This is a genomic window from Actinomycetota bacterium, assembly GCA_013152275.1.
In the GTDB taxonomy this organism is placed as follows: domain Bacteria; phylum Actinomycetota; class Acidimicrobiia; order Spongiisociales; family UBA4744; genus BMS3Bbin01.
The window spans coordinates 1-20,085 of sequence record JAADGS010000067.1 but is presented as its reverse complement, the minus strand read 5'-3'; the positions used below and the strand labels follow the sequence as shown (position 1 = coordinate 20,085).

21 protein-coding genes are annotated in these 20,085 nt (G+C 63.7%); all 21 read left to right on the top strand.

Features of this window, described 5'->3' with window-relative positions:
* Position 1 precedes the first annotated feature (1 nt).
* A complete protein-coding gene (locus tag GXP34_10855) occupies positions 2-754 on the top strand; it encodes a FliA/WhiG family RNA polymerase sigma factor (protein NOY56470.1) in 753 nt (250 codons plus the stop codon).
* A 139-nt stretch (positions 755-893) separates the two neighbouring features.
* Positions 894-1,613, top strand: coding sequence for a 30S ribosomal protein S2 (gene rpsB / locus GXP34_10850; GenBank protein ID NOY56469.1), 720 nt, complete (start codon positions 894-896; stop codon positions 1,611-1,613).
* Complete coding sequence (tsf, locus tag GXP34_10845) at positions 1,613-2,230, top strand: translation elongation factor Ts (GenBank protein ID NOY56468.1); 618 nt, start codon at positions 1,613-1,615, stop codon at positions 2,228-2,230. The genes rpsB and tsf overlap by 1 nt, the downstream gene beginning before the upstream one ends.
* The gene (locus GXP34_10840; protein ID NOY56467.1) at positions 2,230-2,967 is read left to right on the top strand and encodes a UMP kinase; all 738 of its coding nucleotides are present in this window, start codon (positions 2,230-2,232) and stop codon (positions 2,965-2,967) included. Before tsf ends, GXP34_10840 begins: the two co-directional genes overlap by 1 nt.
* An 8-nt stretch (positions 2,968-2,975) precedes the next feature.
* Positions 2,976-3,527, top strand: coding sequence for a ribosome recycling factor (gene frr, locus GXP34_10835; GenBank protein ID NOY56466.1), 552 nt, complete (start codon positions 2,976-2,978; stop codon positions 3,525-3,527).
* Entirely contained in the window at positions 3,524-4,675 is a 1,152-nt protein-coding gene (locus GXP34_10830) for a phosphatidate cytidylyltransferase (protein NOY56465.1), read from the top strand. The genes frr and GXP34_10830 overlap by 4 nt, the downstream gene beginning before the upstream one ends.
* Positions 4,672-5,811 carry a 1-deoxy-D-xylulose-5-phosphate reductoisomerase gene (locus tag GXP34_10825; GenBank protein NOY56464.1) on the top strand — a complete coding sequence of 380 codons (1,140 nt, stop codon included), beginning with the start codon at positions 4,672-4,674 and terminating at the stop codon, positions 5,809-5,811. Before GXP34_10830 ends, GXP34_10825 begins: the two co-directional genes overlap by 4 nt.
* Before the next feature lie 40 nt (positions 5,812-5,851).
* Positions 5,852-6,964 carry a site-2 protease family protein gene (locus tag GXP34_10820; GenBank protein ID NOY56463.1) on the top strand — a complete coding sequence of 371 codons (1,113 nt, stop codon included), beginning with the start codon at positions 5,852-5,854 and terminating at the stop codon, positions 6,962-6,964.
* The gene (gene ispG / locus GXP34_10815; GenBank protein ID NOY56462.1) at positions 6,961-8,178 is read left to right on the top strand and encodes a flavodoxin-dependent (E)-4-hydroxy-3-methylbut-2-enyl-diphosphate synthase; all 1,218 of its coding nucleotides are present in this window, start codon (positions 6,961-6,963) and stop codon (positions 8,176-8,178) included. Before GXP34_10820 ends, ispG begins: the two co-directional genes overlap by 4 nt.
* Before the next feature lie 34 nt (positions 8,179-8,212).
* Entirely contained in the window at positions 8,213-9,658 is a 1,446-nt protein-coding gene (locus GXP34_10810) for a proline--tRNA ligase (protein NOY56461.1), read from the top strand.
* 110 nt (positions 9,659-9,768) lie between these two features.
* The gene (locus tag GXP34_10805; protein ID NOY56460.1) at positions 9,769-10,254 is read left to right on the top strand and encodes a ribosome maturation factor RimP; all 486 of its coding nucleotides are present in this window, start codon (positions 9,769-9,771) and stop codon (positions 10,252-10,254) included.
* Positions 10,255-10,256: 2 nt separating this feature from the next.
* On the top strand, positions 10,257-11,393 hold the full coding sequence (nusA, locus tag GXP34_10800) for a transcription termination/antitermination protein NusA (protein ID NOY56459.1): 1,137 nt from the start codon (positions 10,257-10,259) through the stop codon (positions 11,391-11,393).
* Between the two features lie 3 nt (positions 11,394-11,396).
* Positions 11,397-13,436 (top strand): translation initiation factor IF-2, encoded by a 2,040-nt coding sequence (infB, locus tag GXP34_10795; protein ID NOY56458.1) that lies wholly within the window; start codon positions 11,397-11,399, stop codon positions 13,434-13,436.
* Between the two features lie 4 nt (positions 13,437-13,440).
* The gene (locus tag GXP34_10790) at positions 13,441-13,731 is read left to right on the top strand and encodes a DUF503 domain-containing protein (protein ID NOY56457.1); all 291 of its coding nucleotides are present in this window, start codon (positions 13,441-13,443) and stop codon (positions 13,729-13,731) included.
* Positions 13,732-13,769: 38 nt separating this feature from the next.
* Positions 13,770-14,090, top strand: coding sequence for a 30S ribosome-binding factor RbfA (gene rbfA / locus GXP34_10785; GenBank protein NOY56456.1), 321 nt, complete (start codon positions 13,770-13,772; stop codon positions 14,088-14,090).
* Positions 14,087-15,031 (top strand): bifunctional oligoribonuclease/PAP phosphatase NrnA, encoded by a 945-nt coding sequence (locus tag GXP34_10780; GenBank protein ID NOY56455.1) that lies wholly within the window; start codon positions 14,087-14,089, stop codon positions 15,029-15,031. Before rbfA ends, GXP34_10780 begins: the two co-directional genes overlap by 4 nt.
* A complete protein-coding gene (truB, locus tag GXP34_10775) occupies positions 15,028-15,912 on the top strand; it encodes a tRNA pseudouridine(55) synthase TruB (protein ID NOY56454.1) in 885 nt (294 codons plus the stop codon). The genes GXP34_10780 and truB overlap by 4 nt, the downstream gene beginning before the upstream one ends.
* 20 nt (positions 15,913-15,932) lie before the next feature.
* Complete coding sequence (locus GXP34_10770; GenBank protein NOY56453.1) at positions 15,933-16,841, top strand: bifunctional riboflavin kinase/FAD synthetase; 909 nt, start codon at positions 15,933-15,935, stop codon at positions 16,839-16,841.
* Positions 16,838-17,227 (top strand): RidA family protein, encoded by a 390-nt coding sequence (locus tag GXP34_10765; GenBank protein ID NOY56452.1) that lies wholly within the window; start codon positions 16,838-16,840, stop codon positions 17,225-17,227. The genes GXP34_10770 and GXP34_10765 overlap by 4 nt, the downstream gene beginning before the upstream one ends.
* A 79-nt stretch (positions 17,228-17,306) precedes the next feature.
* Entirely contained in the window at positions 17,307-17,564 is a 258-nt protein-coding gene (gene rpsO, locus GXP34_10760) for a 30S ribosomal protein S15 (GenBank protein ID NOY56451.1), read from the top strand.
* A gap of 192 nt (positions 17,565-17,756) precedes the next feature.
* A partial coding sequence (locus tag GXP34_10755; GenBank protein NOY56450.1) for a polyribonucleotide nucleotidyltransferase occupies positions 17,757-20,085 on the top strand: 2,329 nt, incomplete at its 3' end.

Genomic DNA, 20,085 nt, shown 5'->3' with positions numbered 1-20,085 from the left:
TCTGGACGAGCTGTGGAAGCGTTTCAAGACCACAGGTGATCCAAAAGCCCGGGAAGGCCTCATCCTGCATTTCTCTCCGCTCGTGAAGTTCGTCGCCGGTCGTATCGGTGCCGGGCTGCCTTCGAACGTGGACCGGTCCGACCTCATCTCCGACGGGATCTTCGGCCTCATGGATGCACTCGACAAGTACGACACCGACAGGGGCGTCAAGTTCGAGACCTATGCGATCAACCGGATCAGGGGGGCAATCCTCGACGAGCTTCGTGCCCTCGACTGGGCCCCACGCTCGTTGCGGGCACGCGCTCGCGAGCTGGAGCGCTCCCACGCCGAGTTGGAGCATCGATTCCAGCGTTCCCCGACCGAGGAGGAGCTCGCCGAGCACCTGGGCGTACCTCTCTCGGATCTGCTCGACACGATGGCGGAGGTCTCCTCGGCAGGAGTCGTCGCACTCGACGAGCTGCTCGCCCCAGGGCGTGACAACACCAAGGTGGGAGAGCTGCTCCCCGACCCGAAGGGTGTCGATCCGGAAGCCGCCTACCAGGAGGAAGAGGTCAAGCGTGTGCTCGCGGACGCCATCAATCGGCTGGCCGAACGAGATCGTCTCGTCCTGACCCTCTACTACTACGAGGGTCTCACGTTGGCGGAGATTGGTGAGGTCCTGGGTGTGACCGAGTCACGCGTCTGTCAGATCCACACGAAGTCCGTGATGAGTCTGCGGCATCGCTTGACCGAGCCTGCCTTCCGGGGCATCTGAAGGCTACGCCTCTTCAGGGTGGTACAGTTGCGCGATCACGCACGCCTGTCGTGACTTCCCGGCGGTCGGAACCTGGTTCCGTGGGAAGCGGTCCGAGGATCGAGACGGGCGGAGGAGCAACCGAAAGAGGAGGACATCTGTGTCCAACGTCACCATGAAACAGTTGCTGGAGGCCGGCGTCCACTTCGGGCACCAGACCAGGCGCTGGAATCCCAAGATGGAGCCGTACATCTACGGCGCTCGCAATGGCATCCACATCATCGATCTGCGCCAGACGCTCGCCCAGATCAATCGCACCTACGACTTCGTGAGGGACGCCGTCGCCGACGGCGGGCTGGTGCTGTTCGTCGGGACGAAGAAGCAGGCGCAAGGTCCTATCGAGGAGGCTGCCACCCGATCGCAGATGCCGTATGTCAACTTCCGATGGCTCGGCGGCATGTTGACCAATTTCGCCACCATCCAGAAGCGAATCTTCTACATGAGAGAGCTCGAACGGATGGACGAGTCGGGGGAGATGGAGGCGCTTCCGAAGAAGGAACGACTGCACCTGCGGCGCGAACTCTGGAAGCTTCAGCGGGTACTTGGAGGCGTCCGTGACCTGAACCATCTGCCCCAGGCACTGTTCATCGTCGACCTGAACGCGGAGCAGATTGCACTCAAGGAGGCGGCTCGCCTCGGCATCCCCGTCATCGCACTCGTCGACACGAATTGTGATCCGGACCTCGTCGACTTCGTCATCCCGGGCAACGACGATGCCATCCGCTCCGCGCAGCTGATGGCCGGTTTCGTCGCTGCCGCGTGCATCGAAGGCAGAGACATTGCGCTCAAAGGCCCCTCGAGCGGCGAAGAGGCGAAGTGATGCCCGACATCACAGCGAAAGACGTGCAGAAACTGCGTCGGGCGACCGGCGTGGGAATGATGGACGCCAAGAAGGCGCTCGTCGCGACCGCAGGGGACTTCGACAAAGCCAAGGAGTACCTGCGTGAGAAGGGGCTGTCGGACGCGAAGAAACGGGCCGGCAGGGAGGCCAACGAAGGCGTCATCGGCGTCTACCTCCACCATCAGCTTGGCCGACCGGTCATCGGGGTCCTGGTCGAGCTGGCATCGGAGACGGATTTCGTTGCCAAGAGCGAGGAGTTCCGGCAGATGGCGAACGAGGTCGCGATGCATATCGCCGCCGCCCAGCCACGCTGGGTCAGGCGTGAAGACGTGCCGGCGGACGCACTCGAACACGAGCGCGAGATGATCAGCCGCCAGGCGAGGAACGAGGGCAAGCCGGAGAACATCATTCCCAGGATCGTGGAAGGAAAGATCGGTTCGTTCTACAAGGAGTTCGTCCTCGAGGAGCAGCCGTTCGTGAAGACCGAGAGCTTCGACGGCACCGTGGGCGAGATGATCGCCGGCATGGCGGCGACGATGGGAGAGAACATCCGTGTGCGCCGGTTCGCAAGACTGGCCGTCGGCGAGGAGGCCTGATGGCTTCCGGTGAGGGTGCGGAGCATCGAGAGGCGCCACGCCGCGTCCTGTTGAAACTGTCGGGAGAATCCTTCGCCGACCCCGCCGTCGGCTACGGAATCGATCCGGTGAGCGTGCAGCGGATTGCCGCCGAGATCGTCGAAGCGGTTTCGTCGGGGGTCGAGCTCGGCGTGGTCGTCGGTGGAGGCAACATCTTCCGGGGAGTGTCGGCGAGCAAGGCCGGCATCGAGTCGGTGACGGCCGACTCGATGGGCATGCTGGCAACGGTCATCAACGCTCTCGCGCTGCGAAGCGCGATCGAGAACGCAGGGATTCCCACCAGGGTGCAGACGGCGATCGCGATGCAGTCGCTGGCCGAACCGTACATCCGGCTGCGCGCCATTCGGCATCTCGAGAAAGGTCGCGTCGTCATTTTTGCGGCCGGCACCGGGAATCCGTTCTTCACGACCGACACCGCGGCCGCGCTGCGAGCTGTGGAGATCGGTGCGGAGGTGATGCTGAAGGCGACGTTGGTGGACGGTGTCTACGACGACGATCCCTCGGAGAATCCCGAGGCGCTCCTGCTCTCGGAGGTCGGATACCTGGAGTTGATATCCAAGGGGCTCCGGGTGATGGACTCCACGGCGGCTACTATGTGCAAAGACCACAAGCTCCCGATCGTGGTGTTCAACATCACGAAACCCGAGAACATCGTCAAGGCGGTACGAGGAGAGAGGATCGGGACGCTGGTTCATTAGGAGGCGTCATGATTCGGGAAACGCTCGGCGAAGCCGAACGGAAGATGGGCCAGGCGATCGAGCATGTACAGGCCGAGTTCGCCACGGTGAGGACCGGTAGAGCCAACGCCGGAATCCTCAGCAGGGTCATGGTCGATTACTACGGCACACCGACGCCGTTGCAGCAACTCGCATCGTTCTCGGTACCCGAGCCTCGTTTGTTGATCGTTCAGCCGTACGACAAGACGTCGATCGGAGCCATCGAGAAGGCGATCCGAACCTCCAGTCTGGGAATGAACCCTGCCAGCGACGGTCACGTTCTCCGACTCGTCTTTCCGACACTGACGGAGGAGCGCCGTATCGAGCTCACCAAGGTCGTTCGCCACATGGCCGAAGACGGCCGCGTGGCGGTGCGTAATGTCCGGCGCCACACGATGAACGAGCTGAACGAGCTCCATGGAGAGATCTCCGACGACGACATCCGTCGAGCGGAGAAGGAGCTGCAGGAACTCACGGACACGATGGTGAGCAGGGTTGATGAGCTGCTCGCCAACAAGGAACAGGAGCTCCTCGAAGTATGAGCGAGCACCAGGACGAAAGCGGAGGCGAGGTCGTCGCGTTTCCCGGGCAGCCTTCCGATGATCCGGAACGGGACCTCCCCGGCAACGGTCGAGACGTAGAGGACTTCGAGGACTTCTTGACGGGCGCTTCCATGCTCGACGATTTCACGAGCGACGACTATCTGAGTGCGACGACCGAGGAGTATCGGGACCTCGCCGAGGCGATAGCGAAGGCCTCACAAGAAGACGTCGAGATGCAGGCCGTTGCGGCCTCGATGCCAGGATTGGAACCCGGGCTCGTCGGTTTCGACGACGTGACGGGCGAGCAACCGGCGGCCGACGCAGGGGCCGGTCCCGGTCCCTCCGATACGCTGGTGCGAGCCGCCACAGGCGTTGTGTTACTCGCCGTCATCCTCGCCCTGCTGGCGCTCGGAGGCGGCTGGTTCGCACTCCTCGTGGCCGTGCTCGCCCTTGTCGCTCTCGGCGAGTTCTACAGCACCCTTCGGGGGGCAGGGCACGTTCCCCTCGCGCTCTTCGGATTCTTGGGGGCGATCGCCGTTCTCTCGGCGTCCTGGTTCTCCGATCGTCCTCTCGCCGCCATGGCAACGGCGCTTGGAGGCACGATCGTCGTGATCCTCTTCTGGTACGCACTCGTCCCGCGTCGGAACCCTTTGGAGAACGCCTCGTTCACCATCTTCGGTGTGATTTGGGTGGCGGGCCTCCTGTCGTTCGCGATGCCGATCATCCGATCGCCTCAATCGCGACAGCTGATCATCGCCATCGTCGTGCTCACGGCCCTGTTCGACGCCGGTTCCTATTTCGTCGGGCGTTCCTTCGGGCGCATCCTCCTTGCTCCGAACCTGTCGCCGAGCAAGACCCTGGAAGGACTCGTGGGAGGCGTGATCGTTGCATTCGTCGCCGCGTTCGGACTTTCGCTCATCTCGTGGTTCGGGTTCGGTCTCGGAGGCGCGCTATGGACGGCGGCCATCATTTCTCTCTTCGCCCCGTTGGGGGATCTCGCAGAGTCGCTCGTCAAGCGGGCGCTGGGGGTCAAGGACATGGGTGCGCTGCTTCCCGGTCATGGCGGCATCATCGATCGCCTGGACAGCTACTTGTTCACGATTCCGGTCGGCTACGTCCTCTTCCTCTGGCTCGGCTACTTGTCGTGACGCGGCCGCTCATCGTGCTCGGCGCGACCGGATCGATCGGTCGCCAGGTGATCGAGGTCGCACATCGTCTCGGACGCGAGGTAAAGGCGGTTGCGGCGCGCAGGGGTTCGGACGCTCTCGCAGATCTCGCAAAGACATATCCGGAGGCGCTCATCGGCGTTGTCGCTCCTGCCGGCGACGAGCGGGAGCGATTCGGATCCTTCGGCTCGAGGGTCAGGTACGGCCCCGAGGCGCTCATCGAACTGGCATCCATTCCGGGGACGGTCGTCGTCAACGGCGTCGTCGGCTCTGCCGGTCTCGGGGCATCGGTTGCCGCTCTGGAAGCCGGCAACCGTCTTGCTCTTGCCAACAAGGAGAGCCTGGTGATAGGTGGTCCGGTCGTGCTCGATGCACTGAGGCGTGGGGGAGGAGTGTTGATTCCCGTCGACTCCGAACACTCTGCGCTGTTCCAGTGTCTGGTAGGTGAACGGCCTCGCGACGTGCGACGCCTGATCCTCACCGCGTCCGGGGGCCCATTGCGCGGTAAGACCAGGGACGAGATCGCCGACGTCACACCTGCTGGAGCGCTGGCACATCCGACGTGGTCGATGGGGCCGCGAATCACCATCGACTCCGCCACGTTGGCGAACAAGGGATTCGAAGTGATCGAGGCGCACCACCTCTTCGGGGTGGAGTACGCACGTATCGACGTGGTCGTGCATCCGCAGAGCATCGTGCACTCGCTCGTCGAGTTCAAGGACGGGTCGGTCAAGGCCCAGATCGGTGAACCGGACATGCGGATACCGATCCAGTACGCCATCACCTATCCGAACAGGGAGATGGGGGGTGGACGGTTCGACCTGGCCGGCAAGACCCTTACGTTCTTCGAGCCCGACAGAGAATCGTTCCCTGCGCTCGGCGTCGTCCTGGAGGCGGGGAGACGGGGAGGCTCGGCGCCGGCGGCCGTCAACGCGGCCGACGAGATTGCCGTCAGGGCGTTTCTGGACGGCCGCCTGGGATTGCTCGGCATCGCCTCCGTTCTCGAGCAAACCATCGAGCGGATACCGGTGGTCGATGTCTCCACCGTCGACGATGTGCTGGCAGTCGACGCCGAGGCGCGTGGGCTGGCGAGATCGTTGATCGGCAGTGTGTGTTGATGGCCGGTAGACGCGCGTTCCCGGTACCGTTGAGGGCAATATGAGCGGCGGAGTGATCATGCTTATTGCGGTGGTCGTCTCGATCATGATTCACGAGACCGGCCATTTCGTTGCCGCGCGGGCCACCGGGATGAAGGTCACGGAGTTCTTCCTCGGGTTCGGGCCCAAGATCTGGTCGACGACACGCGGCGAGACCGAATTCGGGATCAAGGCGATCCCCCTGGGTGGGTACAACAAGATCGCAGGCATGGATCCCCTCGAGGAGGTAGCGCCCGAAGACATCGGTCGCACCTATCGTGACAAGAAGTTCTGGGAGAAGTCCGTCGTCGTGCTGGCAGGGGTGTTCCTGCACTTCCTCCTTGCCTACCTGATCTTCTTCGGCATCCTCATCGGCTACGGCATCGAGAACCCCGACCACCCGCTGACGACGATGGCGGCGATTCAACCGACGCTCGACGACGGCAGTGCCAGCCCTGCCGCGACCGCCGGCCTTCAGGCCGGTGATCGCATCCTGTCGGTGGATGGGGTACAGGTGACCGACTGGGATCGGCTCGCAGAGCTCATCGCCGATCGTCCCAACGAGGAGGTTTCTCTGACGGTGCTCCGGGACGGCACGACCGTCGAACTCCAAGCGACGCTCGCATCGACGGTGAACAAACAGGGGGAAACGGTCGGCTACCTTGGTGTCAGCCCGGAGTACGAGAGCGAATCCGTGGGACTGTTCCGCGCCGCCGGCCTTGCCGGACGAGCCGTGGGGACCACGACCGTCGAGACGGTCACCTCCCTGGGGAACCTCGTTCGTCCGTCGTCCCTCGCTCGGCTGGCCGGCGCGTTCGTCGGCAATACCGACGTGCCGAACAACATACGGCCCGTCAGTCCGATCGGCATCGTCCACCTTGGCGAGGGGTTGGATTTCCAGGCCCTGCTCGCACTGATCGGGCTGATCAACATCGTGCTGGGCGTCTTCAACGGGTTGCCGCTGTATCCGCTCGACGGTGGGCACTTCGCGGTGGCGCTGTACGAACGGGTCAGTGGCCGCAAGGCGGACATGCGCAAGCTGATGCCCGTGGCGGCCGCGGTGATGATGCTCGTGATCTTCCTCTTCTCCGTGGCGCTGCTGCTCGACATCGTCAACCCGATCAGTCTCGGATGATGGAGCGCAGACCGACCCGCATGATTCACGTCGGCCGGGTCCCGGTCGGCGGAGGCGCTCCGGTGAGCGTCCAGTCGATGACGACGACCAAGACGGTGGACGTCGGCGGCACGCTCGCTCAGGTATACGCGCTTGCGGGAGCCGGCGCCGACATCGTCCGCATCACCTGCGACACGGTCTCGGCGGCACAGGGTCTCGCCGAGATCGTGCCACGCTCTCCGGTGCCCATCATCGCCGACATCCACTTCCAGTACCGCCTCGCCCTCGCGGCGCTCGAGGCCGGCGTCGACGGTTTGCGTCTCAACCCGGGGAACATTCGAGATGAGGAGCACATCAAGACGGTGGCTCGTGAAGCGAAGGAGCGAGAGGTCCCGATTCGTGTCGGCGTCAATGCCGGCTCCCTCGACAAGGACCTTCTCGAGCGGTTCGGGGGGCCGGTGCCGGAAGCGCTGGTGGCGTCGGCGATCAAGGAGATCGCCTATCTCGAGGATGTGGGATTCGGTGACATCAAGATCTCGGTGAAGCATTCGAACGTTCCGTCCATGGTGCGCGCCTACCGGCTGCTCTCCGAGCAGGTCGACTATCCCTTGCATCTCGGGGTGACCGAGGCCGGGCCTCCGCCGGCCGGCATCATCAAGACCGTGGCGGGAATCGCGACGTTGCTCCTGGAGGGCATCGGTGACACGATCCGCTTCTCTCTGACCGCGGACCCCGTGGAGGAGGCGAAGGCCGGAAGGCAACTCCTCGAGTACCTCGGCTTGCGCGAACGCAAGGGGCTCGACCTGATCGCCTGCCCTTCGTGCGGAAGGGCGGAAGTCGATGTGATCAAGGTCGCGAGCGAGGCGCAGGAACGACTCGAAGCGGCGAACCTACCGATACGGGTTGCGGTTATGGGGTGCATCGTCAACGGGCCCGGTGAGGCAAGAGAGGCCGACATCGGTATCGCCGCGGGACGCGGTCGAGGACACCTGTTCATCAAAGGCAACGTCGTGAGAGTGGTCCCCGAGGCCGACATGGTCGAGGCGCTTCTCCAAGAGGCACGAAAGCTCGTCGAGGAAGGGGCGGAAGCGAGGCTGGCGGCAGCCGACGCGGCAGCTGTGGCCGATGCCGTGGCCGATGCCAAGGACCTGTTTGAACGCCAGGGAGATGTGAATCACGCCCGAGAGCGTCGTGCCGCGGTGGGCAAGGTCGCATCGCTGCCGACCGACGACTGACTATTCTCACCTGCTACCCGAAAGCAGAGGATCCGTGGCGCAGCAGAAAGTTACTCCGAGAAGCGAGGATTACAGCCGCTGGTACACCGACGTGGTGCAGCGCGCAGAACTGGCCGACTATTCGCCGGTCCGAGGCTGCATGGTCATTCGGCCGTACGGCTATGCCCTCTGGGAGCACATGCAGAAGGCCCTTGACGACATGTTCAAGGAGACGGGTCATCAGAACGCCTACTTCCCACTGTTCATTCCCTACTCGTTCATCGAGAAGGAAGCAGAGCACGTCGAGGGGTTCTCTCCCGAACTCGCGATCGTGACGCACGGCGGCGGCAAGAAACTCGAAGACCCTCTCGTCGTTCGCCCGACCTCGGAGACGATCATCAACGCGATGTTCGCCAAGTGGATCAAGAGCTACCGGGACCTGCCCCTGCTGATCAACCAATGGGCGAACGTCGTGCGCTGGGAGATGCGAACCCGCCTCTTTCTTCGCACGACCGAGTTCCTGTGGCAGGAGGGCCATACGGCACACGAGACCGAGCAGGAAGCCCGTGACGAGGCTCGCCTCATGCTGGACGTCTACGCGCGCTTTGCGGAGGAGTGGGCGGCGACTCCGGTGATCCGTGGGATCAAGTCCGACGCAGAGAAGTTTGCCGGAGCCGTCGAGTCCTACAGCATCGAAGCCATGATGGGGGATGTGAGGGCCCTGCAGGCGGGGACGTCACACTACCTGGGTCAGAACTTCGCCAAGGCGTTCGACACGAGATTCCTCGACCGTAACAACGAGCTGCAGCACCCGTATCAGACCTCTTGGGGCGTGAGCACCCGCCTCATCGGGATGACCGTGATGGTCCACGGCGACGATCAGGGACTCATCCTTCCTCCCAAGCTTGCTCCACACCAGGTGGTCGTGGTCCCCATCGTTCGTTCCGACGGGGATGCCGACGCGGTCTACGAGGCTGCATGGGGGATTACCGGTGCTCTGCACGACCGCGGTCTCCGCGCCACGATGGACGATCGTGACGGGGTCACACCAGGCTTCAAGTTCAACGATTGGGAGATGAAAGGCGTCCCGCTTCGTATCGAGATCGGCCCGCGCGACCTCGCCGAGGGCAAAGCGATCCTGGCCCGGCGGGACCGGCCCGGCAGGGAAGGAAAGCTCGCCGTTCCGATCGAGGGTGTCGCGGAGGCTGCCGGGGATCTCCTCGTGGAGATTCAGCAAGCTCTCTTCGACAGGGCCACGGCGTTCAGAGACGCTCACACCGCGTACCCGGCAACCTTCGAAGAGATGCGGGAGGGCATCGAGCAGGAAGGTGGGTTCTTTCACGCAGCCTGGTGTGGCTCTCCCGACTGTGAGGCTGCGATTCAGCAGCAAACACAGGCGACGATCCGCAACATTCCCTTCGACCAGCCCGACGATCTCGGACCCTGCATTTTCTGCGGGGCACCGGGTGAGCATTTGGCGGTATTCTCCAAGGCGTACTAGGCAGCCGCAGCATTTGGCAAGAGAGTACGCGGGCTATACTCGCGCCTGGTAAAACCTATGGACGCTTGAAACAAGGTGGGCGCCCGCCCGCCTTTCTGTACGAGGAATACATGAACGAGACTGCCCTATGGGACAAACTCGAGCGGTATCTGACCGCCGAGGGCCTGGAACTCGACGACGTCGAGTGGTCCGGTCGTGTCTTGCGCGTCCTCGTGGATGCGGATGGTGGCATCGACGTGGGCCGGATCTCCGAGACAACCGACGGCATTTCTCGCCTTCTCGACGCGGAGGCGGACTTGGCGGGCCCGTATACGCTCGAGGTGTCGTCGCCCGGACTCGAGCGCAAGCTCCGGCGACCTGCCCATTTCCTCAAGGCGGTCGGACGCGAGGTCTCTATTACAACGCGGCAGGAGATTGCGGGGAGCCGCAGTCATCGAGGTGTACTGGAAGCTTCCGACGAGGGTGTCTGCGTCGTCGTGGTGGAAGATGAGCGGAGAACGCTCCCGATGAGCGAGATAGCGTCGGCGAAGACGATGTTCCGCTGGGAACGCAACGCGAAGCCGGGGAAGGCGCGGCGCAAGGAGGGAAGCCGATGAAGATGGATTTTGCGGTGATGGAGGCGCTCGAGCTGCTCGAGCAGGAACGCGGCGTGCCGGTGGAGACGATCCTCGACGCACTCGCGAATGCACTCGTATCTGCCTATAAGCGCAGCCCCGGCGCAGCCGAGGAGGCGCGGGTGGTGATCGATCCGAACGCCGGCGACATCACGGTCTACGCACAGGAACTCAACGAGGATGGCGATGTCATCGACGAGTGGGAGGACACTCCGGACGACTTCGGGAGAATTGCCGCACAGACTGCCAAGCAGGTGATCGCACAGCGTCTGCGCGACGCCAAGCGTGAGCAGGTCTTCGACCTCTACGAGGGCCGTGAGGGGGATCTGATCACGGGTATCGTCCAGCAGGTCGACCATCGTTATGCGATCCTCGACCTCGGTGATGCCGAGGCGTTGATGCCGGGATCCGAACGAATCCCGTACGAACGGCTCGAGCGAGGCAACAGGGTGAAGGGCCTGATCATCGAGGTTCGCGGTGAAACGAAGGGTCCACAGATCGTTGTGAGCCGCAGTCATCCCGACTTCATCCGCAAGCTGCTCAACCTCGAGGTCCCGGAGCTGCTCGACGGAACCGTCGAGATCAGGGCGATCGCTCGTGAGCCGGGCCACCGCACCAAGATCGCCGTGGCATCGAACGACCCGAATGTCGATCCGAAGGGTGCCTGCGTGGGAGCGCGCGGCACACGGGTGCGACAGGTCGTGAACGAGCTCCGTGGCGAGAAAGTCGATGTGGTGCAGTGGCGGGAAGATCCCGCGCAGTTCATTGCAGAGGCGCTCGGTCCGGCCAAGGTGCAGGAGGTTCGCATCGACGAGAAGGACAAGTCCGCGATCGTGATCGTGTCGGACCATCAGCTGTCGCTTGCGATCGGCCGAGAAGGCCAGAATGCCCGTCTTGCGGCGAAGCTGACCGGCTACCGCATCGATATTCGGTCCCAGACCGATGACGCAGGCGGAGGGGCCGAAGACACGAGGGCACATGTGCCAGATAAGATCGTCCATGCGCCGGCCTCCGAGGAGCCTGCGAGCGAGAGTATCGCGAAGGAGCCCGGCGGACCGGTGGAAGAGGCTCCGGCTGCGTCGACGGAGACAGACGCTACCGAGGATGAGGCTGGGAACTGACAGATGGCGAAGCAACGCATCTATGAGCTGGCACGAGAGCTGGGCCGAGAGTCCAAGCTCGTTCTTGCGCGCGCCGCAGAGCTCGGTATCGACGTCAAGACCGCTTCGTCCGCAGTCGACGAGGCGGCAGTGAAGCTGATCATCGCTTCGTTCGAAGAAGTCGGGGAGGCCACCGGTCCCGAGGAGGCCACCGGTCCCGAGCCCGAGGCCGAGACGCCCGAGCCCGGGACGCCCGAGCCCGAGGCCGGGACGCCCGAGCCCGAGGCCGGGACGCCCGAAGCGGCACCGATCATCGTCGAACCGGGAATCAGCGTCGGAGCATTCGCAGAGGCGATCGGCGTGCCGACCGGTGACGTCGTCAAGGCGTTGCTCCTGATGGGGGAGATGGCCGGGGCAGGCTCACCGATGCCCGCAGATGCCATCGAGCTCGTCGCAGAAGAGCTCGGCGTGACCGTCCTTGTCGAGGAGGCGGCGGAGGAGTCCCCCGCACCTTCCCCTGCGGCGCCGGTCTTCGAAGATGATCCGAAGGACCTGGTACCTCGCCCACCTGTCGTGACGGTGATGGGCCATGTCGATCACGGCAAGACCACCCTTCTGGACAAGATCCGCTCGGCGAATGTGGTCGCCGGAGAAGCCGGCGGGATCACGCAGCACATCGGCGCCTATCAGGTGTCGAGAGGCGGCAAGAAGATCACGTTCATCGATACGCCCGGTCACGAGGCGTTCACCGCGATGCGGGCCAGGGGAGCGAACGTGACCGACATCGTCGTTCTCGTGATTGCCGCCGAAGACGGTGTCATGCCGCAGACCGCCGAGGCGATCAGCCACGCGCAAGCTGCGGGCGTGGACATCATCGTGGCGCTGAACAAGATCGATCTTCCCGGGGCCGACCCCGAAAGGGTTCGTGCTCAGCTCACCGAGTACGGCCTCGTCGCAGAGGAACTCGGTGGCGATACGGTCACTGTCGAGATCTCCGCCAAGGAAGGCCTGGGTATCGACCAGCTGCTCGAGATGATCGATCTGATCTCGGAAGTCGAGGAGTTCAAAGGGAACCCGAACGCTCCCGCATCGGGCGCGGTCATCGAATCCAACCTGGACAAAGGCCGTGGTCCCGTCGCGACCGTCATCGTGCAGCGAGGCACGTTGCGTCGAGGCGACGCTCTGGTATCCGGTGCGGTGTCGGGACGAGTCCGCGCCATGCTCGACGAGAACGGCAAGCAGGTGAAAGAAGTGACGCCGGGCACACCGGCGCTGGTGATGGGCTGGGAATCCGTGCCCACTGCCGGGGACTGGTTCGAGGTCGTCTCCAGCGAGCGTGAGGCCCGGTCCAAAGCCGCGAAGGTCGAAGATGAGCTCAAACTGGCGGACTCCGTGATTCCCACGGCTCGGGAGCGGCTCGCACTGCTGCTCGAACAGCTCAGGAACGCGGACGAGGCCGAACTGCGACTGATCATCAAGGCCGATGCGCACGGATCTCTCGAAGCGATCCGTGACGCCATCGCGAAGATCGGGAGAGAAGGCGGAAAGATCGTGACCATCCACGGGGCCGTGGGCGGAATCACGGAGAATGATGTCAGCCTCGCCGATGTCACAGAAGCGGTGATCATCGGGTTCAACGTTCGCCCGGACGCCAAGTCGCGTCGCGCGGCCGAAAAACAGAATATCGAGATTCGGACGTATCGCGTCATCTACGAGCTACTCGACGAGATCGAACAGATGTTGGTGGGACGTCTCGCCCCGGAGGAGATCGAGCAGGTGCTCGGCTCCGCCGAGGTGCGAGCCGTGTTCAAGGTTCCTCGGGCCGGCAACATCGCAGGAAGTTACGTCACCGAAGGCGAGATCCTGAGAGGGGCCCGAGCGAGACTGCTTCGCGACGGCATCGTCGTCTACGACGGGACGATCGATTCTCTGCGTCGCTTCAAGGACGACGTCAGGCAGGTGGCGGCCGGTTATGAATGTGGCATCGGTCTCGACCGCTTCAGCGACGTGAAGGAAGGCGACGTGATCGAGGCCTACGTGCTGAAGGAAGTCGCCCGGCAGTGACGGCATGCATGCATCAGCACTCCGCATCGAGCTCCGGATCCCGCTGGCCCGGTCCCTGAAGGCGAAGCGGGGCGTTCTGCGGCCGCTCCTCGACGACGTGCGGCGCACCTTCGGTGTCTCGGTCGCGGAAGTCGACTTTCAGGACCAGTGGCAACGGTCGACGATCGGAGTGGCTCTCGTGTCGGGTCATCATGCGGAACTGCTCAGGCAGGCAGGAGCAATACGGCGTCGCATCGAGCGCCGCGACGACGTCGAAGTCCTCGAGGTGGCCATGTCGTATCTGGAGGAGTCTTGAGCCATCCGCCGAGCCCACGACTTCGCCGGGTGAACTCGATGCTTCTGCATGAGATCGCCGAGATCGTGCTGAGCCTGAAGGACCCGAGACTCGGGTTCGTGACGATCACCGGGGTCGAGACGACCCCCGATCTCCGCACCGCTCACGTCTACTACTCCGTGTTGGGATCTGCCGAGGAGCACGAGGCGTGCGCGGCGGCGCTCGAAGCGGCCGCCGGGCATGTGCGCGGCGAGGTCGGTCATCGTGTCCGACTCAAGTACACGCCCGAGATCGTGTTCTCTCCCGACTACGCCATCGTTGAGGGAGCGAAGATCTCCAACCTTCTCAGGCAGATAGCGAACAAGAGCGAACCATCATGATCTCGCTCGAGGCCGCCGTCGCCGAGTTGAGGGACGCGTCGCACATCGCTGTGGCATGCCATGTCGGTCCGGACGGGGACGCCATCGGTTCTGCGCTCGGCTTCGCGGCCTCCGCGCTCCTGGCGGGCCGGGCCTGCGTCGTATCGTTCGGCGAGCCGTTCGTCTTGCCCCCGATCTACGACTACCTCCCGTTGGAGGTCCTCGTGCCGCCGCAAGAGTTTCCGGCGCAGCCCGAGGTCATGGTGAGCATCGATGCCGCATCTTTGGATCGTCTCGGGAATCTCGTGCCGTCGGCAACGTCGTCGGGGTGTCTCATCGTGATCGATCACCACGTGTCGAATCCAGGTTTCGGAGACATCAACGTGATCGACGCCGACGCCGCCGCCTCGGCGGAGATCGTGTTTCGACTGCTTCGCGAACTCGAATGGCCGATCGACGAGTCGGTTGCGACGGCGCTTCTGACGGGCATCGTCACCGACACCGGGCGTTTCCAGTATTCGAACACGTCGCCGGAGGCGCTGCGCATCGCGGCCGAACTGATCGAGGCAGGAGCGCGTCCCGAGGTCATCGGTCAGAACATGTACGAGCGGGTTCCCTTCTCATTCCTCAAGCTCGAGGGCGATGTGCTTGCCCGTGCGGAACTCGACGGGGACATCGTCTGGTCGGTGTTGTACCAGGAGGATCTGACCCGTTGGGGGATCGGGATGGAGGATACGGATCCTCTCATCGATGCAGTCCGTGTTGCCTGGGAGGCGGCAGTCGCCGTGCTGATCAAGGAGCTGGCCGACGGTACCTTCAAGGCGAGTCTTCGTTCGCGGGGTGTGGTCGATGTCGGCTCGATCGCTTCCGCGTACGGTGGGGGAGGACACCACAACGCCGCCGGTTTCTCGCACACGGGGCCACCGGGCGCGATCATGGCGGCGATCAAGGCGAGACTGTGATCAACGGGTTCCTGCCGATCGACAAGGCTTCCGGGTGGACATCGCACGATGTCGTCGCGAAAGTCCGTGGGATCATCCAGCAGAGGAAGGTCGGTCACGGAGGAACCCTGGACCCTTCCGCCACCGGACTGCTCGTTCTCGGCCTCGGAAGAGCCACCAGGTTGCTGCGCTTCATACAGGCATATCCGAAGGAATACGTTGCCAGGGTCGTTTTCGGGATCACCACCGACACGCTCGACGCCGATGGGGCGATTCTGTGGCGAGAGCCGATGCCGTTCGAAGAAGCGGAACTGCGGGGTGTGGTCGGACGTTTCGTCGGTGTGATAGCACAGGTGCCGCCGATGGTTTCCGCCGTTCGGGTTGGCGGCCGACGGTTGTACGAATTCGCCAGGGAGGGCAAGGAGGTCGAGCGGGCTGCACGGACGGTGGAGGTCTACGGTATCGATGTGCTCGATTTCGCTCCTGGCCCATATCCGGAAGCCACGCTGCGGGTGCGATGCGGGAGCGGGACCTATATCCGGACCCTCGGCGCGGATCTCGGCCAGGCACTCGGCGGGGGAGCGCACATCGCGGCTCTGCGAAGGACACAGGTCGGGTGGATGGATGCGGATCGGGATGCACTAACGATCGAGCAAGTTGTGGAGGCGGCTCCGGACCATGGTGTGATCTCGATGGCGGACGGCCTCAAGGACCTCCCTGCCGTGCACGTCGACGACAGGACGTCCGTGGCGGTTCGCCACGGCATGCAGTTCCCCGTCGGAACCTTTGCCGCAGGCACGCCGATGGAAACCGATGTTCGGATACTCGACCCGGGTGGGGACCTCCTGGCCGTGTATCGCTCCCAGGGTCGCGTGTGGAGCCCGGAAGTGGTGGTCGCGTGAAGGTCCTGTACGGCGATCCGGTGCGGTGGTCACTGCCTTCGACGGGTTCTGCGGTGACGATCGGCGTCTACGACGGGGTGCATCGGGGTCATCAGAGAGTCATCGAGGATCTCGAGACCATGGGCGTGTCCCTCGGTGCGCGTCGCAGGGTCGTCCTCACTTTCGATCGTCATCCCATGGCGGTTCTGGACCCCGCGAGAGCGCCGAAGATGCTCACGACGATGGAGCGCCGTCTCGACATCCTCGAGCATCTCGGTGTGGACGTTGCCGGAGTGCTTCCGTTCGACCAGGTTCGGCAGATGCGTCCGGAGGAGTTCATCCGCCGGGTTCTGGTCGATGCCCTACACGCCAGACTCGTGGTTGTCGGCTCGAACTTCCGGTTCGGGGTGGATCGCTCGGGGGGCGTGGACACGCTGCGATCCGCAGGGGCTCGGCTCGGGTTCGAGGTCGATGCGGTCGATCTGCTTCGCGGAGACGGTGCGACGCTGTCCTCCACGGCCATCCGTGGAATGCTGGCCCGAGGTGAGGTGGAAGCTGCGGCCGATGCACTGGGCCGGTTGTTCGAGTTGCCGGGCACGGTTGCCGGCGGTGACGGACGGGGGAGTGACCTTGGCTATCCGACGGCGAATCTCGACGTTCCCGAAGAGCTGCTCATTCCGGCGAACGGTGTCTACGCCGTGTGGGCGACCGTCCACGAGAAGACACATCCCGCCGTCGCCAACATTGGCGTGCGTCCGACGTTTGCAGGAACGGAGCGCGTCGTGGAGGCACATCTTCTCGATGTGGCGCCAACCCTCTACGGTGAGTCGATGACGCTGCACTTCGTCGGTCGCGTTCGGGACGAGCAACGGTTTGTCGGCGCGGACGAACTCGTCGCGCAGATCGGACTGGACATAGCCAAGGCGAGAGCGATGCTGGAGGGATCATGAGAGACCACTTTCACTCCGGGTCCCCGTACGAGCCCGCCTATGGATTCTCCCGTGCCGTCAGAGTCGGCGACAGGGTGCTGGTCGCCGGCACCGCGCCGATCCCTGCCGAGGATGGGCCGGTGGCCTCGACCGCATACGAGCAGATGCGGCGCTGCGGAGCGATCGTCATTGCATCGCTGGAAGCTGCCGGTGCGACGGCGAATGATGTCGTGCGCACGCGAATGTTCCTGACCGACCCCGCCGATGCCGACGACGTAGGCAGGGCGCATGCCGAGCTGTTCGGTGCCGCAGCTCCGGTGGCAACGATGGTGGTCGTGGCCGGCCTCCTCGATCCCGCGTGGAAGGTGGAGGTCGAGGCGGAAGCGCTGCTGGGGAGTCGACCGTGACTCATGATTGTTCCGGTACCCGGCGAAGGTGTTACACTCCCGTCCGTTCCTCGTACCCCCTATCTGTGCGCGTGTGTGAATGAAGGACACGAAAACCATCATCGAAGAGTACGGTCAGCATGACAGCGACACCGGTTCCCCCGAGGTCCAGGTCGCTCTGCTCACCGAACGTATCAACCATCTGACCGAGCATCTGCGTGAGCACAAACACGATCATCACAGCCGCAGAGGCCTCCTGATGATGGTGGGTCAGCGGCGTCGGCTGCTCAACTACCTGCGAAGGCAGGATGTGGAGCGATACCGCGCCGTGATCGCACGCCTTGGGTTGCGACGGTAGATTTGTGGGGAGCGACGGATGTCGCTCCCTCTCCGTTCGAAAGTCGAACGGCCGGTCGGAGGCGGTTTCTCCGAATCCCTGAGAGGGATAATGACGACAAGTGGGGATGTGCGTCCAGTTGTCAGTTGACAACCCTGTGCAAGAGGGCCGCCAACTGGTAATTGGTCTGCCTCCCCGGAAAGGGAGACACGCGTGTCAGAAATCACCGTACGCGGGTCAATAGGCGGCCGCGAGGTCGTCATCGGAACCGGCAAACTCGCCGGTCAAGCAAACGGTTCGGTGACCATGCAGACGGGCGACACCGCCGTTCTGGTCACCGCCACCGCCAACGAACGCCTTCGGGAGGGAATCGACTTCTTTCCCCTGACCGTCGACGTAGAAGAGCGCATGTACGCAGCGGGCAAGATCCCCGGATCGTTCTTCCGTCGTGAGGGCCGGCCCACCGAGCAGGCGATCTTGACCTGCCGGCTCATCGATCGTCCGCTGCGGCCATCGTTCGCCGACGGTTTTCGCTGTGAGACACAGGTCGTTTCGACGATCCTGTCCGTCGACGGGGAGAACCCATACGACATCATCTCGCTCAACGGAGCGTCCGCGGCGCTGATGATCAGCGGCATCCCGTTCGAGGGTCCCATCGGTGCGGTCAAGCTCGGGCTCAAGGACGGTCGATGGATCGTCAACCCGACCTACCAGGATCTCGAAGGATGTGTCTTCGAGTTGACGGTCGCCGGACGCCGAAACGGCCAGGGCGAGATCGACATCATGATGGTAGAGGCGGGCGCCACCGAGAACGGCCTGCGTCTCATCGCCGATGGACAGCAGCCTTCAGACGAGGACACGGTCACACGAGGCCTCGAAGAAGCCAAGGCACCGATAGCGGAGATCATCGATCTTCAGCTTCAACTCATCGAGCAGGTCGATGTCCCCGAGATCGAGTGGCCGATCGCCGTCGACTTCGCCGACGAGCTGTACGCGCGGGTCGAAGCTGCAGCCGCCCCGAAGCTCGCGGACGTGATCCGTATCCCCGGGAAGCATGAGCGCAGCGTCGCGGAGCGCCGCGTCGCCGAGGAAGTCATCGCCGAGCTCGGCCTGGACGAAGAAGATCAGGCTGCCGCAAAGAAGGCCCTGAAGAAGCTCGAGAAGACCATGATGCGTCGGCGGGTCGTCGATGAAGGTGTCCGTTTGGACGGACGCGGTCCGAGTGACATACGGCCACTGAGCGCGGAAGTGGGTCTGGTACCTCGCACGCACGGCTCCGGCCTGTTCGAACGCGGTGAGACCCAGGTGCTGAACATCACGACCCTCGGAATGCTCAAGATGGAACAGATGCTCGACACGCTCGCCATCGAGGAGAGCAAGCGGTACATGCACCACTACAACTTCCCGCCGTTCTCGGTCGGTGAGGCAGGATTCATGCGCGGCCCGAAGCGTCGTGAGATCGGTCATGGTGCTCTTGCCGAGAAGGCCGTGCTTCCCGTCGTTCCGACGAGTGACGAATTCCCCTATGCGCTGCGTCTCGTCTCCGAGGTGCTGTCGTCCAATGGGTCGACGTCGATGGCGTCGGTCTGCTCTTCGAGTCTGTCGCTCATGGATGCCGGTGTGCCGATCTCCGAGCCTGTCGCGGGTATCGCGATGGGTCTGATCTCGGTGGATGGCAAGTTCGTCACGCTCACCGACATCATCGGCGCAGAGGACGCGCTCGGCGACATGGACTTCAAGGTTGCGGGAACCGCCGACGTGATCACCGCGTTGCAGTTGGACACGAAGATCGAGGGACTGCCATCCGCGGTTCTCGCGGGTGCCCTCCAGCAGGCGAAGGATGCTCGTCTGGCGATCCTGGATGTCATGCATGAGGCGATCGAAGGCCCGCGAACCGAGCTCAACGAGTGGGCTCCGAGGATCGAAGCGGTGCGGATCCCCAAGGACAAGATCGGTGAGATCATCGGCCCGAAGGGCAAGCACATCCGCGAGCTCGAAGAGGAGACCGGAGCTTCCATCGAGATCGAGGAGGATGGCGCAGAAGGTATCGTCCGAATCGGGTCTCCCGACGGTGATTCTCTCGCCGCCGCCAAGGAACGGGTCCTGCAGATGGCCTTCCCACCGGAGGCCGAGGTCGGCAAGGACTACGACGGCGAAGTCGTGAACATCACCAAGTTCGGTGCGTTCATCAACATTCTTCCCGGTCGTGACGGCCTGTTGCACATCTCCAAGATCGACGCGAAGCGTCGTGTCGACCGTGTCGAGGACTACCTGGCATTGGGAGACAAGGTGAAAGTCGTCGTGCGCGAAGTCGACCGGATGGGAAAGGTCAACCTGGACCTCGCCGCCGAGATCGAGCCGAAGCCGGATGCCAAGTTGGGCGCAGAGCGCCACGGCAACGACCGTGGCGGTGACCGTGACCGTGACCGTGACCGTGACCGTGGCCGGGGTGGTGACCGTGGCCGGGGTGGTGACCGTGGCCGGGGCGGTGACCGTGACCGTGACCGTGACCGTGGCCGGGGCGGTGACCGTGACCGGGGTG

Coding starts and splice junctions, on each gene's coding strand:
- tsf (NOY56468.1), top strand. CDS start 1,613: ATGCCCGACATCACAGCGAAAGACGTGCAGAAACTGCGTCGGGCGACC.
- GXP34_10840 (NOY56467.1), top strand. CDS start 2,230: ATGGCTTCCGGTGAGGGTGCGGAGCATCGAGAGGCGCCACGCCGCGTC.
- frr (NOY56466.1), top strand. CDS start 2,976: ATGATTCGGGAAACGCTCGGCGAAGCCGAACGGAAGATGGGCCAGGCG.
- GXP34_10830 (NOY56465.1), top strand. CDS start 3,524: ATGAGCGAGCACCAGGACGAAAGCGGAGGCGAGGTCGTCGCGTTTCCC.
- GXP34_10820 (NOY56463.1), top strand. CDS start 5,852: ATGAGCGGCGGAGTGATCATGCTTATTGCGGTGGTCGTCTCGATCATG.
- ispG (NOY56462.1), top strand. CDS start 6,961: ATGATGGAGCGCAGACCGACCCGCATGATTCACGTCGGCCGGGTCCCG.
- GXP34_10805 (NOY56460.1), top strand. CDS start 9,769: ATGAACGAGACTGCCCTATGGGACAAACTCGAGCGGTATCTGACCGCC.
- nusA (NOY56459.1), top strand. CDS start 10,257: ATGGATTTTGCGGTGATGGAGGCGCTCGAGCTGCTCGAGCAGGAACGC.
- infB (NOY56458.1), top strand. CDS start 11,397: ATGGCGAAGCAACGCATCTATGAGCTGGCACGAGAGCTGGGCCGAGAG.
- GXP34_10790 (NOY56457.1), top strand. CDS start 13,441: ATGCATGCATCAGCACTCCGCATCGAGCTCCGGATCCCGCTGGCCCGG.
- rbfA (NOY56456.1), top strand. CDS start 13,770: ATGCTTCTGCATGAGATCGCCGAGATCGTGCTGAGCCTGAAGGACCCG.
- GXP34_10780 (NOY56455.1), top strand. CDS start 14,087: ATGATCTCGCTCGAGGCCGCCGTCGCCGAGTTGAGGGACGCGTCGCAC.
- GXP34_10765 (NOY56452.1), top strand. CDS start 16,838: ATGAGAGACCACTTTCACTCCGGGTCCCCGTACGAGCCCGCCTATGGA.
- rpsO (NOY56451.1), top strand. CDS start 17,307: ATGAAGGACACGAAAACCATCATCGAAGAGTACGGTCAGCATGACAGC.